The 14,545-nt window shown below is 57.7% G+C and carries 13 protein-coding genes and 1 pseudogene; 8 read left to right on the top strand and 6 right to left on the bottom strand.

The window, feature by feature from the left end; all coding sequences use genetic code 11:
- The first annotated feature begins 1 nt into the window (after nucleotide 1).
- From paaD to MRS74_RS03160, 5 genes are all read left to right on the top strand, one after another.
- Nucleotides 2–562 carry a 1,2-phenylacetyl-CoA epoxidase subunit PaaD gene (gene paaD, locus MRS74_RS03180; protein ID WP_254578821.1) on the top strand — a complete coding sequence of 187 codons (561 nt, stop codon included), beginning with the start codon at nucleotides 2–4 and terminating at the stop codon, nucleotides 560–562.
- A gap of 178 nt (nucleotides 563–740) precedes the next feature.
- A complete protein-coding gene (gene paaE, locus MRS74_RS03175; protein WP_254578820.1) occupies nucleotides 741–1,811 on the top strand; it encodes a 1,2-phenylacetyl-CoA epoxidase subunit PaaE in 1,071 nt (356 codons plus the stop codon).
- 203 nt (nucleotides 1,812–2,014) lie between these two features.
- Nucleotides 2,015–3,034 (top strand): TRAP transporter substrate-binding protein, encoded by a 1,020-nt coding sequence (locus tag MRS74_RS03170; protein WP_254578819.1) that lies wholly within the window; start codon nucleotides 2,015–2,017, stop codon nucleotides 3,032–3,034.
- An 11-nt stretch (nucleotides 3,035–3,045) separates the two neighbouring features.
- A complete protein-coding gene (locus MRS74_RS03165) occupies nucleotides 3,046–3,579 on the top strand; it encodes a TRAP transporter small permease (RefSeq protein ID WP_254578818.1) in 534 nt (177 codons plus the stop codon).
- 122 nt (nucleotides 3,580–3,701) lie between these two features.
- Nucleotides 3,702–5,030, top strand: a complete 1,329-nt coding sequence (locus tag MRS74_RS03160) for a TRAP transporter large permease (protein ID WP_254578817.1) — start codon at nucleotides 3,702–3,704, stop codon at nucleotides 5,028–5,030.
- A 203-nt stretch (nucleotides 5,031–5,233) separates the two neighbouring features.
- Here MRS74_RS03160 and MRS74_RS03155 read toward each other — a convergent pair whose 3' ends face one another.
- The 3 genes from MRS74_RS03155 to MRS74_RS03145 form a co-directional block, all read right to left on the bottom strand.
- Nucleotides 5,234–6,154, bottom strand: coding sequence for a glutaminase (locus MRS74_RS03155; protein WP_254578816.1), 921 nt, complete (start codon nucleotides 6,152–6,154; stop codon nucleotides 5,234–5,236).
- 215 nt (nucleotides 6,155–6,369) lie between these two features.
- Entirely contained in the window at nucleotides 6,370–6,744 is a 375-nt protein-coding gene (locus MRS74_RS03150) for a hypothetical protein (protein ID WP_254578815.1), read from the bottom strand.
- A gap of 1,328 nt (nucleotides 6,745–8,072) precedes the next feature.
- Nucleotides 8,073–8,426 (bottom strand): RidA family protein, encoded by a 354-nt coding sequence (locus MRS74_RS03145; RefSeq protein WP_254578814.1) that lies wholly within the window; start codon nucleotides 8,424–8,426, stop codon nucleotides 8,073–8,075.
- Nucleotides 8,427–8,700: 274 nt separating this feature from the next.
- On the opposite strand from MRS74_RS03145, the gene MRS74_RS03140 reads away from it, so the two are divergent.
- Complete coding sequence (locus tag MRS74_RS03140; RefSeq protein WP_254578813.1) at nucleotides 8,701–9,495, top strand: tRNA (adenine(22)-N(1))-methyltransferase; 795 nt, start codon at nucleotides 8,701–8,703, stop codon at nucleotides 9,493–9,495.
- 112 nt (nucleotides 9,496–9,607) lie between these two features.
- A pseudogene (locus tag MRS74_RS03135) lies at nucleotides 9,608–9,753 on the top strand (transposase); the annotation flags it as partial.
- A 176-nt stretch (nucleotides 9,754–9,929) separates the two neighbouring features.
- On the opposite strand, the gene MRS74_RS03130 reads toward MRS74_RS03135, so the two are convergent.
- Entirely contained in the window at nucleotides 9,930–10,745 is an 816-nt protein-coding gene (locus tag MRS74_RS03130; RefSeq protein WP_254578812.1) for a class I SAM-dependent methyltransferase, read from the bottom strand.
- Nucleotides 10,746–11,872: 1,127 nt separating this feature from the next.
- The gene (locus MRS74_RS03125) at nucleotides 11,873–12,175 is read right to left on the bottom strand and encodes a nickel-binding protein (RefSeq protein ID WP_254578811.1); all 303 of its coding nucleotides are present in this window, start codon (nucleotides 12,173–12,175) and stop codon (nucleotides 11,873–11,875) included.
- A gap of 148 nt (nucleotides 12,176–12,323) precedes the next feature.
- Between MRS74_RS03125 and MRS74_RS03120 the strand changes: the two genes are divergently transcribed.
- The gene (locus MRS74_RS03120; RefSeq protein ID WP_254578810.1) at nucleotides 12,324–13,319 is read left to right on the top strand and encodes a GlxA family transcriptional regulator; all 996 of its coding nucleotides are present in this window, start codon (nucleotides 12,324–12,326) and stop codon (nucleotides 13,317–13,319) included.
- A 62-nt stretch (nucleotides 13,320–13,381) separates the two neighbouring features.
- On the opposite strand, the gene MRS74_RS03115 is transcribed toward MRS74_RS03120, so the two are convergent.
- Nucleotides 13,382–14,410: an alpha/beta hydrolase family protein gene (locus MRS74_RS03115; protein ID WP_254578809.1), complete on the bottom strand. Its 1,029-nt coding sequence runs from the start codon at nucleotides 14,408–14,410 to the stop codon at nucleotides 13,382–13,384.
- Nucleotides 14,411–14,545: the final 135 nt, after the last annotated feature.

Here is a 14,545-nt window from a genome sequence, read left to right as displayed (position 1 = left end):
CATGCGTCAGCCACCGCTTATGAACCACAGGGCCAACAGCCTGATTGCCAGCGACCGCCGGCCGGCCACCAGCGCCTCGCAGCTGCCCCTGGCGCGCGTCTGGCAACTGCTGGATGAGGTGCTGGACCCGGAAGTCCCGGTGGTCAGCGTGGTGGAACTGGGCATCGTGCGCGACCTGCAATGGCAGGAGCAGCAGCTGCAGGTCACGCTGACGCCCACCTACTCCGGCTGCCCGGCCACCGCCTTTATCGAGCAGGAAATCCTGCAGGCGCTGCACCAGGCGGGCATAGCGGATGTGCAGCTGCACCAGCAGCTGGCGCCCGCCTGGACCACCGACTGGATCAGCGAGAGCGGCCGCAACAAGCTGCACGACTATGGCATAGCGCCCCCCGTGGGCAGTGCCAGCAAGCGCAGCCTGCTGGGTGAGGAGCCGGTCATCGCCTGTCCGCAGTGCGGATCGGAGCACACCGAACGGGTCAGCGAATTTGGGTCCACCGCCTGTAAGGCGCTGTACCGCTGCACCGACTGCCTGGAACCCTTCGACTATTTCAAATGCATCTGAGCCGGTTGCCCCTGCATTGGGTGTTAGGTAACGGTTGTGTGCCGGATGTTGGGTTTTGCACCTTCGGGCCGCTACCCAACCTACGCCAAAACCACGATTTGTAGGTTGGGTGGAGCGAAGCGATACCCAACACCCGAGGATCAGACAACCGATCCGAGTCAACAAGAGTGAGAAAATTATGAGCCGTTTTCATCTGCTGGAAGTCGCGGACGTACGCCAGGAAACCCGCGATGCGGTATCCATCGCCTTCAAGGTGCCCGCGGACCTGAAACAGGAATACCGCTTTACCCAGGGCCAGCACCTGGTGCTGCGTACCACCCTGGATAACGAAGAAGTACGCCGTTCCTATTCCATCTGTACCGGCATCCATGACGATGAACTGCGCATTGCCGTCAAGCGCGTCTCCGGCGGCCTCTTCTCCAACTACCTCAATGACAGCGCCAGGGCCGGCATGCAGCTTGAAGCCATGCCCCCGTCCGGCCACTTCTACACGCAGCTGGATGCCGCTCGCACGGGCAACTACCTGGCCGTGGCGGCCGGCAGTGGCATCACGCCCATTGTGTCCATCATCAAAAGCACCCTGGAAACCGAGCCCAAAAGCAACTTCACCCTGTTCTACGGTAACCGTGCCACCGCCAGCACCCTGCTGCGCGAACAGCTCGAAGACCTGAAGAACCGCTTTATGGAGCGTTTGAATCTGGTGTTTATCATGACCCGCGAGCAGCAGGACATAGAGCTGTACAACGGCCGTATCGACGCCGACAAGTGCCGCGAGCTGTTCGATCGCTGGCTCGAGGTGCCAACCCTGGATGCCGCCTTCCTCTGCGGCCCCCAGACACTGATCGAAACGGTGAGTGAAGAACTGCAAGCCCACCAGCTCGACAAGTCACGCATTCACTTCGAACTCTTCGCCGCCACCGGTGCCCAGCAGCAGCGCCAGCGTGAAGTAGCCGCCGATGCGCCCACCGAGCTGTGCCAGATCACCGTGATTTCCGATGGTCGCCAGCTGGCGTTTGAACTGGCCAAGAACAGCGACAGCATTCTGGATGCCGGTAACGCCCATGGCGCCGATCTGCCCTACTCCTGCAAGGCCGGTGTCTGCTCCACCTGCCGTGCGCGGGTGGTGGAAGGTGAAGTGGAAATGGACGCCAACTTTGCGCTCGAGGACTACGAACTGCGCGAAGGCTATGTGCTGTCATGCCAGTGCTACCCGCTGACCGACAAGGTGGTGCTGGACTTCGATCACTGAGCCCGGCCCCCGCCCCTGCGGCCCCACAACCGCCGGGACGGGATTATTTCCAGAACAGAAACAATGTTGTGAGCAAGACCCCGATGATCTGCGGCTTTGCCGGCGTTAATCTGGCGGGCATCCATGCTGTGGCTTGCGTCCGGCCTGGCGGCTTTAGCCCCGATCATTGAACGAAAGTTGATAACCATAATAAGGATACTTCGATGAACGCCAAAAAACTCATTGCACTCGCGACCTCCGTCCTTGCTTTTTCCGCCACCTCGGTGCTGGCCCAGACCGAAATGCACGTCGCCAGCTGGCTGCCGCCGACTCACCCGCAAAATGCCGTGGTCCTGCCCACCTGGGGCAAGTGGATAGAGGAAGCCACCGACGGTCGCGTCAGCCTTAAAATCGATTATGATCTGGGCCATCCCAAGGACATCTTTACCCTGGTGGAAGACGGCGTGGCCGATGCCGGCTGGTCTTTCCACGGTTATGTACCGGGGCGCTTTCGCCTGACCCAGATCGTCGAGCAGCCACTGCTGGGGGCCGGTGCCGAGGCCGCCTCCGTGGCCTACTGGCGCATCTACGAGAAATACCTCGCCAAGGCCAACGAGCATGCCGGCCTCGAAGTCGTCGGCCTCTTCACCCATGCCCCGGGCCAGATTCAGACCGCAGACCCCGTTAACAGCCTGGCGGAACTTGAAGGCAAGAAGATCCGCCTGGGCGGCGGCATCCAGAGCATTCTGGGTGAAAGGATGCATGTCACCGCCGTCAACGCGCCGGCCCCCAAGGTCTACGAAATGATGCAACAGGGCGTGATCGACGGCGCCCTGCTGCCGGTGTGCGAACAGAAAACCCTGCGCCTGAGTGAAGTCGCCACCAACCTGACCCTGCTGCCGGGCGGACTCTACCTGGGCAGCTTCGGCATTTTCATCAATCAGGATTTCATGGCTGGCCTGCCTGAAGCGGATCAGGCGGCGATTCGCAGCGTCTCCGGCGAGAAGCTGTCACGCCTGGCAGGGGAAGTCTGGGATCAGTGCGGTACCGATGCCCTGGCCGACAGCCGCAGCAATGGTGTCAATGTGGTGGAAGTCGCCGCAGACGCTCCCATGATGGACGAATTCCGCACCCTGGCCGCAGGTCTGGATGATGTCTGGTTCAAGGAAGTCAGCGATCTGGATGTGGACGCAAAGGCGGCACTGCAGGAACTGCGTGACGTCGCCCGCCACTATCAGAACTGAGGAGTAAAACCATGCGTTTTTCTGCCTGGCTGCACGAGCATTACAAGGAGAAAGGCCCGGTACGCTGGCTCGCCTTCGCCCTTGAGGCGTTGGCCGCCCTGACCCTGGCACTGCTGATGCTGCTGACCTGCGCCGATGTGGTGGGCCGCTACTTCTTCAGCAATGCGGTGGATGGCGCGGTCGAGATGACCGAAATCGCCATCGCCATTATCGTCTTCGCCGAGATCCCGGTGATCACCTGGCGCGCCACCCATGTGGTGGTCGATATCATGGATGGCTTCCTGGGCCCCGTCTGGGTGCGGGCGATGGAGGCGCTGTCGGTGCTACTGATCTCGGTGGCGCTGTACTTTCTGGGGCAGCAGATCTTCCTGCAGGCGGCGCGTTCCATAGGCCGCAACGAAGTGACCGAGCATCTGCAGATGCCGCTGGGCTACGTGGTGCAGTACATAGGCCTGATGTGCTGGGTTGCCGCTGCCGGCACCCTGGGCTGGGGCCTGTACCGCCTGTTCGCCGGCTCTGCGCCTGCGCGCGACGCCCTGCAATAAGAACAACATTCGGATACCAACGCCATGACTGTTGCCCTGCTTCTGCTGCCGATTGCGCCACGGGGTAGCCGCGCTCCCGGCACACCCGACTATAAGAACCCATAATACCGGATACCAACGCCATGACTGTTGCCCTGATAGGCTTCGCCCTGCTTCTGCTTTTGATTGTAATGGTGCGCATACCCCTGGCCTTCGCCATGGCCCTGGTGGGCTTTTTCGGCTTCGCCTACCTGTCGGGCCTGCGCATCGACAACCTGATGGATTTCCGCTGGACGGCGCCACTGGCCATGGCCACGTCGCGGGTCATTTCCACCGCCCAGGAATACAGCTTGTCGGTGATTCCGCTGTTTATCCTGATGGGCAACCTGGTCACCCGCTCGGGACTGTCCCACGAGCTCTATCGCGCCTCCAATGCCTTCATGGGCCACATGAAGGGCGGACTGTCGATGGCCACCGTGGTTGCCTGCGGCGGTTTTTCCGCCATCTGCGGCTCCAGCCTTGCGACCTCCGCCACCATGGCCAAGGTCGCCATGCCACCGATGCGCAAGTATGGCTACGATGATTCCCTGGCCACCGCCTCCATTGCTGCCGGCGGTACCCTGGGCATTCTGATTCCGCCCAGCGTGATTTTGGTGATCTACGGCCTGCTGACCGAAACCAGCATCCGCGAACTCTTTGCTGCAGGCTTTATTCCCGGCATGATCGGCATCCTGCTGTATCTGGGTGCCGTGCGCTGGGTGGTCTGGCGTCATCCCGAAAAAGGCCCGGGCGGCGAACGCCAGAGCTGGCCGCAGCGCCTGGGCGCGCTCAAGGATGTGCGCGATATCCTGCTGTTGTTCCTGCTGGTGATGGGTGGCATTTACCTCGGCGTATTCACGCCCACTGAAGCGGCCGGTATCGGTGCCGGCGGCGCCTTTGTCATCGCCCTGCTGCGCAAGTCCCTGACCCTGGCGTCGCTGTTCGAGCTGCTGACCGACACCGCCCGCACCAGCGCCATGCTGTTCACGGTGCTGATAGGCGCACTGATCTTCTCGAACTTCATCAACCGCGCCGGCCTGCCGGACGAACTGCTGACCTTCGTCACTTCGCTGGACGTATCGCCCATGACCGTGATCTTCGTCATCCTGATGATCTACATGGTGCTGGGCATGGTGTTCGAGAGCCTGTCGATGCTGCTGCTCACGGTGCCGATCTTCTTCCCGCTGGTGCAGAGCCTGGGCTTTGATCCGGTGTGGTTCGGCATAGTGGTGGTGATCGTGACCGAGATCAGCCTGATCACGCCCCCGGTGGGCATGAACGTTTTCGTGCTCAGCGCCGTGCTGCCGGACGTGCGCACCGGCACCATCTTTCGCGGCATCACGCCCTTCTGGTGCGCTGATATCCTGCGCCTGACCCTGATCACCCTGGTCAGCTGGATTTCGCTGGTACTGCCACAGCTGCTGTATCGGTAGCGTCAGCATTGGTACCAACCACCCTTAACAAAAAGCCGGGAAAATATTCCCGGCTTTTTGGTTTCAAGCGAGTCGATACCCGGATCAGATTACCAGAGCCCGCACAGATAACGGCGCTTGTGTGCAGACCACTGCGGGCAACCTGGTTATCGCTGACGGTAATACGCCTCTTGCGTTCACGGAACTGTCCCTGAGCAACTAACTCAGTGCCCGAACACCGACCAGCCGGTTTTTTGCACCAGCATTTCCAGCGCTTCGGTGCCCAGCTTGCTGTTGCCGATTCGATCCAGACCCGGCGACCAGACCGCAATGGAACCCTTGCCCGGCGCGATGGCCAGAATGCCGCCGCCGACGCCACTTTTGCCTGGCAGGCCAACCCGGTAGGCAAATTCGCCGGAGCCATCATAGTGGCCGCACATCAGCATCATGGAGTTGATACGCCGCGCCCGCTGGGCCGAAACCACCCGCACGCCGGTGCTCGAGTTCACGCCATCGGACACCAGGAACAGGCCGGCCTGGGCCAGTTGCTGGCAGGTCATGGAAATGGAGCAGTGATGGAAATAGGTGCCCAGCACCTGGTCCACCGGATGCTTGAGGCGGCCGAACGAGGCCATGAAGTGCGCCAGGGACGCGTTGCGATCGCCGGTTTTCAGCTCGGATCGCGCGACGGTCTCGTCAATGCCGATGGTCGAATCATTGGCGATAAATCGCACGAACTGCAGTATCTCCGCCAGGGTTTCCTTGGGCTGGTGCCCCATCATGATGGCATCCACAATGGCAATGGCGCCGGCATTGATAAAGGGATTGCGCGGTTTGCCACTCTCATGCTCAAGCTGCACGATGGAGTTGAACGGATCACCCGAGGGTTCCCGTCCAACCCGCGACCAGACCGCATCGCCGAGCTTACCGAGGGCGATGGTGAGGGTAAACACCTTGGAGATGCTCTGGATGGAAAACAGATCGCTGGCGTTGCCGGCACTGAAGGTACGCCCATCCGCCAGCGCCACACTGATGCCGAACTGCTGCGGGTCAACGGTGGCGAGCTCCGGAATATACTGCGCTACCTCTCCCCGGTCTTCCCGGGTGTTCAGGGTTGCGGTGATCTCGTCCAGAATGTCTTGCATGGGTGCTCCGGCAGGCGCCTGTGTTGTAATGGTTAGCGTTTGGCGGGCGCATTATAACCGGGGCTTGAAGGCGGGTACTACCCGATGGCACACAGGTTTTTAGGCTGGAAAACCGGGTGGGTGAAATCTGGGCCCTACATCGATTAAGGCTGGGCGCAAGCCAGGATGAGCACCACAAAAGCCGGCACCGTTAGGATCGCGCATTAAGTGCAATGCTATCGGTTGATTGCAATGCTGACATTGTAGGAAGCGCGTTCTGCCAAGCCATCAACGGTCGAGACGCCGACCTTGACGGACAGCAGTCCGGGTGAATACTGCGCATTTTGCTGTACCCAGTCCGCCATTGCCTGGCCCCAGGTGTCCAGTGCAGATTCCACGGCCTTAAAATCGTCAAGCACCATGTAGGGCGCCAGGAGTACCGGAACCCGGGACTCCAGTCCCGCAGCCAGCTGCATGACGAAATCCACCTCCAGTGCCAGACACAACGGCGGATCTGCCAGTGCATGCAGTGCTATCAGAAGCTGCTGATGAAATTCGTCCACAGAGGTCAGCACCATAGTGACCAACCTCGGGGTTTCGCTGGATTCCATTGCACTCTCCCTTAAGCCTGGCGTTCGAATCAGGGGCGAGCCCAGGCTCACCCCATCGGGATACTGTAGGGCGCCTCGAAAAACCGTAACGAGCGGTTCAGAGGCAAGGCGCACGGCGCGCAGGAACCGCAGTGTATGGGGTATACATGAGGATTCCGAGCACCGCGCAACGCAGCATATGAGTCACGCAGTAGGTTTTTAGAGATGCCCTGTACTGTTGCACGCTATATGAAGATTATAACGGCCCCTTTTTCCGCCATCCTGCGTTGTTCGTTGTCGCCGCAGCCCCACCAAGACTGTGCCTCACGCCTTGGCTGGCGAAAAAATAAGCGCGCTCTAAAGCCCCCCCAAGAGTGCACCAGGACACTAGAAATACACCCACCATAACGGCATACCGCTGCAGAACGTGACAATCACTGCCGAGATCGAGTCGGATCTATAATGCGGACTGGAGAGTATGAGGGTAATGAGCAAGGATACCAGTGGCCAGGGCAAAAAAACGATCAGGGCTCCCAGCATGATCTCTGGGCTGGATAGAAAAGTAGCTGGCCGCAGGAAAACGCAAATACTGAGCAGCCAGTAAACAACGAAGCTCATTATAACGACGCGGCCCTGAGCCGTGCGCATCAAAGCCTCTTTGACGAAAATATGCAGTGGTTTACTCTCTAAATCCATGCGTCTTCCTTGCGCTGCAACCACCCGTTGGTCGGGTGTACTGCCTTGCTTTATTATTATCCGCGCAAGCCAACGCTTAACACGATCACAAAATACCTGTTTATTAACCCGCCGGGTTGATACATGAAGCAGGGATGCTTCAGCACACACGCATCCATGCGTGTGCGGCATGACCGCCAAGGATGGCGGAAATCCTTACTTTGCAGGAGCAAAAGTTAAGGGACCGTACTTCCTGTACATAACGGGCAAACAGGGAGGGAACCTATTTGCCCGCCAGGTTAATAGCTCCATGCCCCCATCAAAAGCGCTTTCAATGCAGGGAAGCTATCACGCAGACATAACCTCATCCATCGTCCGTCCCTGTCAGGCTGGCTACTAAAAATACCCTTAACTCCCAGGTTGTGCCAGCTATAGCCTTGATATCGAAGCATATTTCAACAAAAAATAGTTTCTAAGACCGTCAGCACCGGCTGCCATCAAGGTCGGCGAAATGAGCTCGATACAGCCAGGGGCAACTGAGGTCGCGATCCGGCAGGATGAATAGCCCCTGTGCGCGTAAAAATCCGCTGAGGGCGGCGCTGGAGACAGAGGCCTGTCTTGCTGGCGCGACCCGCAGCTTATTAAAGGCCGATGTTTTTACACCCGCGTCAACCTTACTGACCCGCCGCCGCGACAAAGGCGATCTCCACCAGCAGTTCCGGCCGCGCCAGTTCCGCTTTTACGCAGGCGCGACTGGGCGCACAACCTGCCGGCAGCCAGGCCTCCCAGGCCGCGTTGAAGCTTGCGAAGTTGGCGAAATCGGTAACATAAATGGTCACGGACAGAATGCGCGACTTGTCACTACCCACGGATGCCAGCGATGCCTCGGCCTGCTCGAAAATCTGCTGCGCCTGCCCCACGATGTCTGCACTGGTATCGCCTTCGGCCACTTCAACAAAGTGTGCGATACCGTTATAGACAGTGGCGTCCGACCAGCGCGGACTCGGATTGATACGTTGAATATCCACAGAAAAACCCTGAGAAATAGATGATTGAATCAGGCGCGGATGATAGCCGATTCCCGCAGGCACGGTAAGGCAGGAGGCAAGGCGGGGCAAAAGCGGCAAGGCACAAGAAAGAACCAGAACAAGGCCTGTACCACCGCGGGATCTAGAAACGCAATTCCCAGGCAGAAGGCTATGGAGTCCGGTAACTGCCTGGCTTCTCCATGTTGGTGAAACCCACTACAATGCGCGCTTTTAGGCACAAAACACCCAGCAGAACGGAAATACAGGACAGACATTGGGCATCACACTGGGAAAGCGGCTTGCACAGATCGACGCCATGGTCAGATCAGGCTATGCCCATATCTGGGATTGTTGCTGCGATCACGGTTTGCTGGGGGCAAACTTGCTGTCACGCCAGATCGCACCCTGTATCCACTTTGTCGACAGAGTGCCCGATCTTATGCACGAGCTGGAGGCAAAACTGCAGCGCTTTTTTCCTCTGGAATCACCCCATCTCGGGCCTGACTTGAGTACGCCGTCACCCCGCGCCCTGCCATACTGGCAAGTTCACTGTTTAGACGTTGCCGCCCTGCCACTGCAGCAATATTGCGGAAAACACCTGGTCATTATCGCAGGTGTCGGCGGTGATCTGATGATGCAGCTTGTCGCAGCGATTCATAAGATGCACCCCGCAGCAGATATCGACTTCCTGCTGTGCCCGGTACACCATCAGTTTGCACTGCGACAACAGCTGATCCAGCTGAAATTTGGCCTCCGAGAAGAAGCCCTGGTTGAAGAAAAGCAGCGTTTCTATGAAGTCCTGCTGGTTTGCACCCACGCCGCAAGGAACCAAGACTGCGCCAAAATCAGTGTCATTGGCGAACGCATCTGGCAATCATCCAGCAGCGCCCAGGCAAAAACCGCCTCTGACTACCTGAAAAAAACAATCAGCCATTATCAACGAATACAACGGGGTAATGCTGTTGATGTTCAGCATATTATCCAGACATACCAGGCCGTGACTATTGGCCCATCGGCTGATAAAAATCCGGCCAACCGGCAACCTGCGACGAGTAAAACGAATACATAAAAGGCCCCCTCTTTGCCCGAGAGAGACGTCTTTTCCGCACGACTTAATGGATGCAGAAGGCAGAAGGCAGAAGGCAGGGCAAGAGATGGACAGGCACCTTCTTGATTAGGGCAAGCATGAAGCATCCGGCAAAAATACCAGCAACTCCCGCAACGGCAAGAGCCGCACGTCCGTTCGGTTCACTGCGATCTGGAGCTTGAGGTGCCGCATGACCGCAACGGCACGTTCGAGCTAAGGCTCGTCAGCACAAGCGAGAAGTGACTACCCTGGTATAACAACTCACAAGGGGTCTATCACACGACGACATTAGATCGGGTCGCGGCAATAAATATACTCTCCTCGCAATTGCTGTTCTCACAATTGCGGTCCTCGGAAGTGGCCCGCAATTGGCTGCAACCTTACGGGCCTGATGGCCGGCCCGTCCACAACAACAGTTACAGGCTGGCCACCGCAATGTGTGCAAACATCGGAAAGCTAACGCTGTCGGCGTCACTGTATTTGCGAACCGTTGGCTCTACTTCTACGCGAACGGCCTCAAGAAGAGCCGCCCGGGCTGGCGCGTCCAATTGGGCAAAGGCCGGCACCGCAGCCGCTGAACTGCTCACGGCAAGCGGCACAAAACGCTCCGGTTCGGGGAACCGGACCTTGGTCGATTCGAGGAGAATGTCCACCTTCTTAAATCCCGCCGCCGTACACAACGCCCGCAGCTCGTCGGCATCGTGCAAGGCAAACGGGGTCATGACGGCGGAAACCGGTAGCGAGAGTTGGCGCGCCACCGATTCCATCAACGCCTCAAACACGGGGTGTCGCCCGAGCGCTTGCAAGACGATCACCAAAGCCCGTCCACCGGGCGCCAAGACGCGGTGCATCTCGCTCAACGCGCCTACAGGGTCCGGCATGAACTGTAACCCGTGTTGGCAGAGCACGACATCAAAGGCGCCATCCGGAGACGGCAGGGCCATGGCATTTCCTTCCTGCCAGTTAATAGTCGCGCCAGACGGCACCGGCTGGGCACGAGCAACAGCGAGCATTGCCGGGTTCATATCAATTGCGACCACCTGCCCGTCCGCCCCAACCATTGGGGCTGCCTGGCGCGCAACAATACCCGTCCCGCATGCCACGTCGAGCACCCGCTCCCCTGCCTGGGGGGCAGCATGGCGGAGCAGAAGAGTGGCCCAGGGAAGGAACATGGCCGGGACAAAATAGTGCTCATATGTCTCGGCTGGATTCCTTGATTGCGGTTGGTTCATGGCGTTCTCCCAATATGCTGTGACAGGCAGGTGACGAACGAACAGAGCATCGGAAGCGGGGCCTAAACGATCACACGCCCATGACGCCCAACGCCAAGGTTTTGAGCAGCCTACGCAGCAGGCCGTCGCAGCCGAAGGCGACAAAACCACCTCGTTATGCATGGCGCTACTGCCGATTTTAAATTGCCTGCTTAACGGTTGGCGCAACTGATTTAGGTGTGATGCCAGGCTCTATACAGTATTTAGTTTGCAGCCAAATAGAAAGCTGATTTTGACCTTTGCTGATGTTACAGCCGCAACAACATAGTGCGATATTTTCCAGGGTAATAATGGAAGCATCAATGACGATGCGCTACCAGTTGGCCGCTGACCTCCCGGATACTTTTGCAGGGGTAATCTCACCGCGGAAAACCACACAATCCTTGTCTCTTTCGCGGACTTCCCTCTCAAGCCAATCTGGGATATTCCAGTTATTCGCCATATCAGCCCGGCGGGTTAATACATGAAGCAGGGATGCCTCATCATTGGCCGCAGGCCAATGCGAACGCCATCTTTTTCCCCTGAGGAAGGCCAGTATGTCCACGCACCTGCGCCCATTCTTTTGGAATAAAGAACCTATGGCGTCGCCGCTAACACGCCCATGTGCGCGGCATGACCATCAGGGATGACGGAAGCCCTTACATTGCAGGAGCAAATAGCAGGAACCGTAGTTCCTGTACATAACGGACAAGTAGGAAGTGGGTATAACATATTGATTTTCATTAATAAAAGTGTAGCTCGATTCCGGTGCGCACAACGGTTGAACTAGCAGCCTGTCGGACTTAACACTGATCTACTGCGGAAACGCCGATTTTGGCCATTTTTCGTACTCTTTTTTACTCGTCGCAGGCTCCTCGGTCTGCGACCCCGCTAAAGCGGTTCTTTTCACTGCGTTCCAAGTGTTAAATAGAACCACTATTCGCCTTAAAAGAGCCCAAAAACTGACTTAAAACGGCCATTCCCTCGCTACGACCGGTCAAGTCCGACAGGCTGCTAGCCGGCAATTTGCAGGGGGGCGCTAGGCCGAGTGAATTGCTTTGGTGGGAGGAGCGTGCTACCAACCTTAGCGTCGTTGGTAGCACCTTGGCTCAGGCAGCATCCGCAACAGACAGCGGATCCTCACGAACTATCACCGTGTTACAGATGGCGGTAACTTCATCAGCAGGCATTCCCACCCGTGCTGCGTGCTTTTGAATAGCAGCGTCATCGACAGCCTGATAGATACACACCGTACCCAGGGTACCATCAGATTCTTCAACGACATAAGAACGAATCCAGCGCACCTCGTCAGCCATTTCCTCATTACCGATACGCATTGACAGTGCAGCTGTGGCTTCCAGCTCGGCTGCATTCTTCCAGGCATTACGCCTGCGAATCACAAATGTTTTCATGGGAGTATTCCTCTATTGATAGTTGATCGTTACTGGCCGGTGAAGTGCTCAACCGACAGGACAGAGTGTGTCAAAAACCGGCTTTGCATACAGATGGCTTATTTGCCATTATTAGGTGGCATAAAAGCCATTTTGTAAGGAGGCAATTATGCATATTACGATCCTGGCTCCAGGCTTCGGTTATGCGTCAACGCTCATCGGCCCCTACGAAGTCTTTACCAGTGCCGGCGTCCTGTGGGATCTGCTCCAGGGCGAAGCGGCCGAGGCGCGCTTTGAGGTCATCATGGCGTCCGAGGATGGACAGCCGGTAACATACGATGGCGGTATCAGTATTCAACCCAAGACATCAGTCCGCAGTGTGCGCCGCACTGATCTCATCTTCGTACCGAGTATCGGCCTGGACTTAGAGCGTGTATTCAACAGCAACCCGCGCATGCTTAAGTTCCTGCAGCAGGAAGCAGCAAAAGGCACCTTGATCGCCGGGGTCTGTACCGGCGTGGCGATGCTCGCCGAAGCGGGACTGCTGAACGACAGACCGGCGACTACGCACTGGGCCCTGGCCGAGGAATACAAAGTCAGATATCCCAAAGTGAACTGGAAGGCTGAACTGTTTATCACCGAGTCCGATAACCTGTTTTGTGGCGGTGGTGTATACGCTTCACTGGATCTGTGTCTGTACCTGGTGGAACGGCTGGCGGGTTACGAGGTGGCAAAACAATGTGGCCGGGCATTGCTCATCAACGCGCCGCGCACCTGGCAGGCCAGTTTCAGCACGCCGCTCATTAACCAGCGACACCAGGATCAAAAAATCAGGCAGATTCAGGAGTACATGGAGGAAAATTTCAGCACCAGCTTCACCGTTGACGAAGTGGCGCAACACGCGGGAATGAGCACCCGAAACTTTACCCGCCGTTTCAAACAGGCCACCGGCGAGGCCCCTCTCAATTATCTGCACAAGCTGCGGGTCAATTGCGCAAAAACATTACTGGAGACCGATTTTATATCCGTGCAGCAAGTGTGTTTCGACGTAGGCTATGAAGACGCGCCGTTCTTTCGGCGGATTTTCAAACGCTATACCGGGTTGACCCCAAGCGATTATAAACAGCGGTTTGGCCGGCCAGGACGGATGGAGGCGGGTGGATGATTGTATTATTAACCCTGCGGGCTGATACCTGAAGCAGGGATGCTTCATCATTAGGCCTTCCACTACTGCTTGAGAGCGGCTTCGATCAAGCCAGTCAGGTGTGCATGAAGTGCTGCGCGTGAGCGCTTGCCCCCGTCACGACAGATACTGCCATCCTCACCCAAATCCTCAAGAATCTCTGCTCCGCCTTTTTTGCACAGGCTAAAAGCACTGAATGGCGTTGCATCAGCCACGGCCTGATAGTGGGATGTCGGTATTCGTACGGCCAGACCCGAGGCATCAAGTTCGGGCTTTATGCCATCAGACTCCCCAAGATTGAGAATACCGACTGGAACCGTAATTTCGGCCAGGCTGGCTTCTGTAAAGGCATGACTTAGCTCCGGATCAATGGCGACGGCTACCTTTACCCGCGCGTCCCTGTTCGAGCGCGCCAGGTCATGGTCGTCCGTGAGGCTCAAATCCACCGCGTTTTTCTCGAACCATGCGCAGTCCATTCCCAGGCCGGGCTTGTCGCATGATTGCCTGTAACTGGCCGGATCAAGCCGTGCACCGGCCAATGCAAGCGCCGACGTAGCACCCAGGAAAAACCCGACAACGCCAACATTAATCGGGTCAAGGTGCGGGCCCAGTGCAGCGTCACCCTCCAGGGCGGTTAGCGCTGCCCTTAGATCGCTGGGACGACGCCAGATTTCTTGCACAGCAACGCCGGCATCCTTGTCTTCCAGGTGGGGCGGTTGCGGCACAGCGACCAGGAAGCCGCGCGATGCCAGGTCAGCTGCAATCCAGTTGCTCATTTGCGGCGCAGCCCTCAAGCCTCCATGGGAAAGCAGCACAACCGGAAATTTTCCATCCGCAATACTCGCCTCCTGCCTGGCAGCGACCCCCTCGAAAATCCTGTTCTCGCCAACCAGACGCAGATCACCGTCGCTTTCTGCCGGGTACCAGAACTTCACGCTAATAGGGTTGTCACGGCCTGGCACCGCGACTGTTCTGGCCTGCAGACCCACGGCATCTGCCGCGTAAGACTGAACACTGGCCACCAACAGCCCAAGATGCAGCGCGACGGACAGCAAACAACTGTTAATTCTCATATGGTTTCCTGCAACTATTTATGACCTTCATTACCTGGCTGTCCGTCTGACCCGCAAAACGGGCGCACTTGGGGGCACGGGCGCGTCACAGGCTCACCCATGAGCCTTATGCGTTGCTGCCGGGAAACATTGTCC

Source organism: Marinobacterium sedimentorum (genome assembly GCF_024267675.1).
GTDB lineage: Bacteria > Pseudomonadota > Gammaproteobacteria > Pseudomonadales > Balneatricaceae > Marinobacterium_A > Marinobacterium_A sedimentorum.
This window is presented reverse-complemented; position numbering and strand designations above follow the sequence as displayed.

What these genes read in the sequence shown, in the direction of transcription:
- paaD (WP_254578821.1), top strand. Translation starts at nt 2, where the DNA reads ATGCGTCAGCCACCGCTTATGAACCACAGGGCCAACAGCCTGATTGCC.
- paaE (WP_254578820.1), top strand. Translation starts at nt 741, where the DNA reads ATGAGCCGTTTTCATCTGCTGGAAGTCGCGGACGTACGCCAGGAAACC.
- MRS74_RS03170 (WP_254578819.1), top strand. Translation starts at nt 2,015, where the DNA reads ATGAACGCCAAAAAACTCATTGCACTCGCGACCTCCGTCCTTGCTTTT.
- MRS74_RS03165 (WP_254578818.1), top strand. Translation starts at nt 3,046, where the DNA reads ATGCGTTTTTCTGCCTGGCTGCACGAGCATTACAAGGAGAAAGGCCCG.
- MRS74_RS03160 (WP_254578817.1), top strand. Translation starts at nt 3,702, where the DNA reads ATGACTGTTGCCCTGATAGGCTTCGCCCTGCTTCTGCTTTTGATTGTA.
- MRS74_RS03155 (WP_254578816.1), bottom strand. Translation starts at nt 6,154, where the DNA reads ATGCAAGACATTCTGGACGAGATCACCGCAACCCTGAACACCCGGGAA.
- MRS74_RS03150 (WP_254578815.1), bottom strand. Translation starts at nt 6,744, where the DNA reads ATGGAATCCAGCGAAACCCCGAGGTTGGTCACTATGGTGCTGACCTCT.
- MRS74_RS03130 (WP_254578812.1), bottom strand. Translation starts at nt 10,745, where the DNA reads ATGAACCAACCGCAATCAAGGAATCCAGCCGAGACATATGAGCACTAT.
- MRS74_RS03125 (WP_254578811.1), bottom strand. Translation starts at nt 12,175, where the DNA reads ATGAAAACATTTGTGATTCGCAGGCGTAATGCCTGGAAGAATGCAGCC.
- MRS74_RS03120 (WP_254578810.1), top strand. Translation starts at nt 12,324, where the DNA reads ATGCATATTACGATCCTGGCTCCAGGCTTCGGTTATGCGTCAACGCTC.
- MRS74_RS03115 (WP_254578809.1), bottom strand. Translation starts at nt 14,410, where the DNA reads ATGAGAATTAACAGTTGTTTGCTGTCCGTCGCGCTGCATCTTGGGCTG.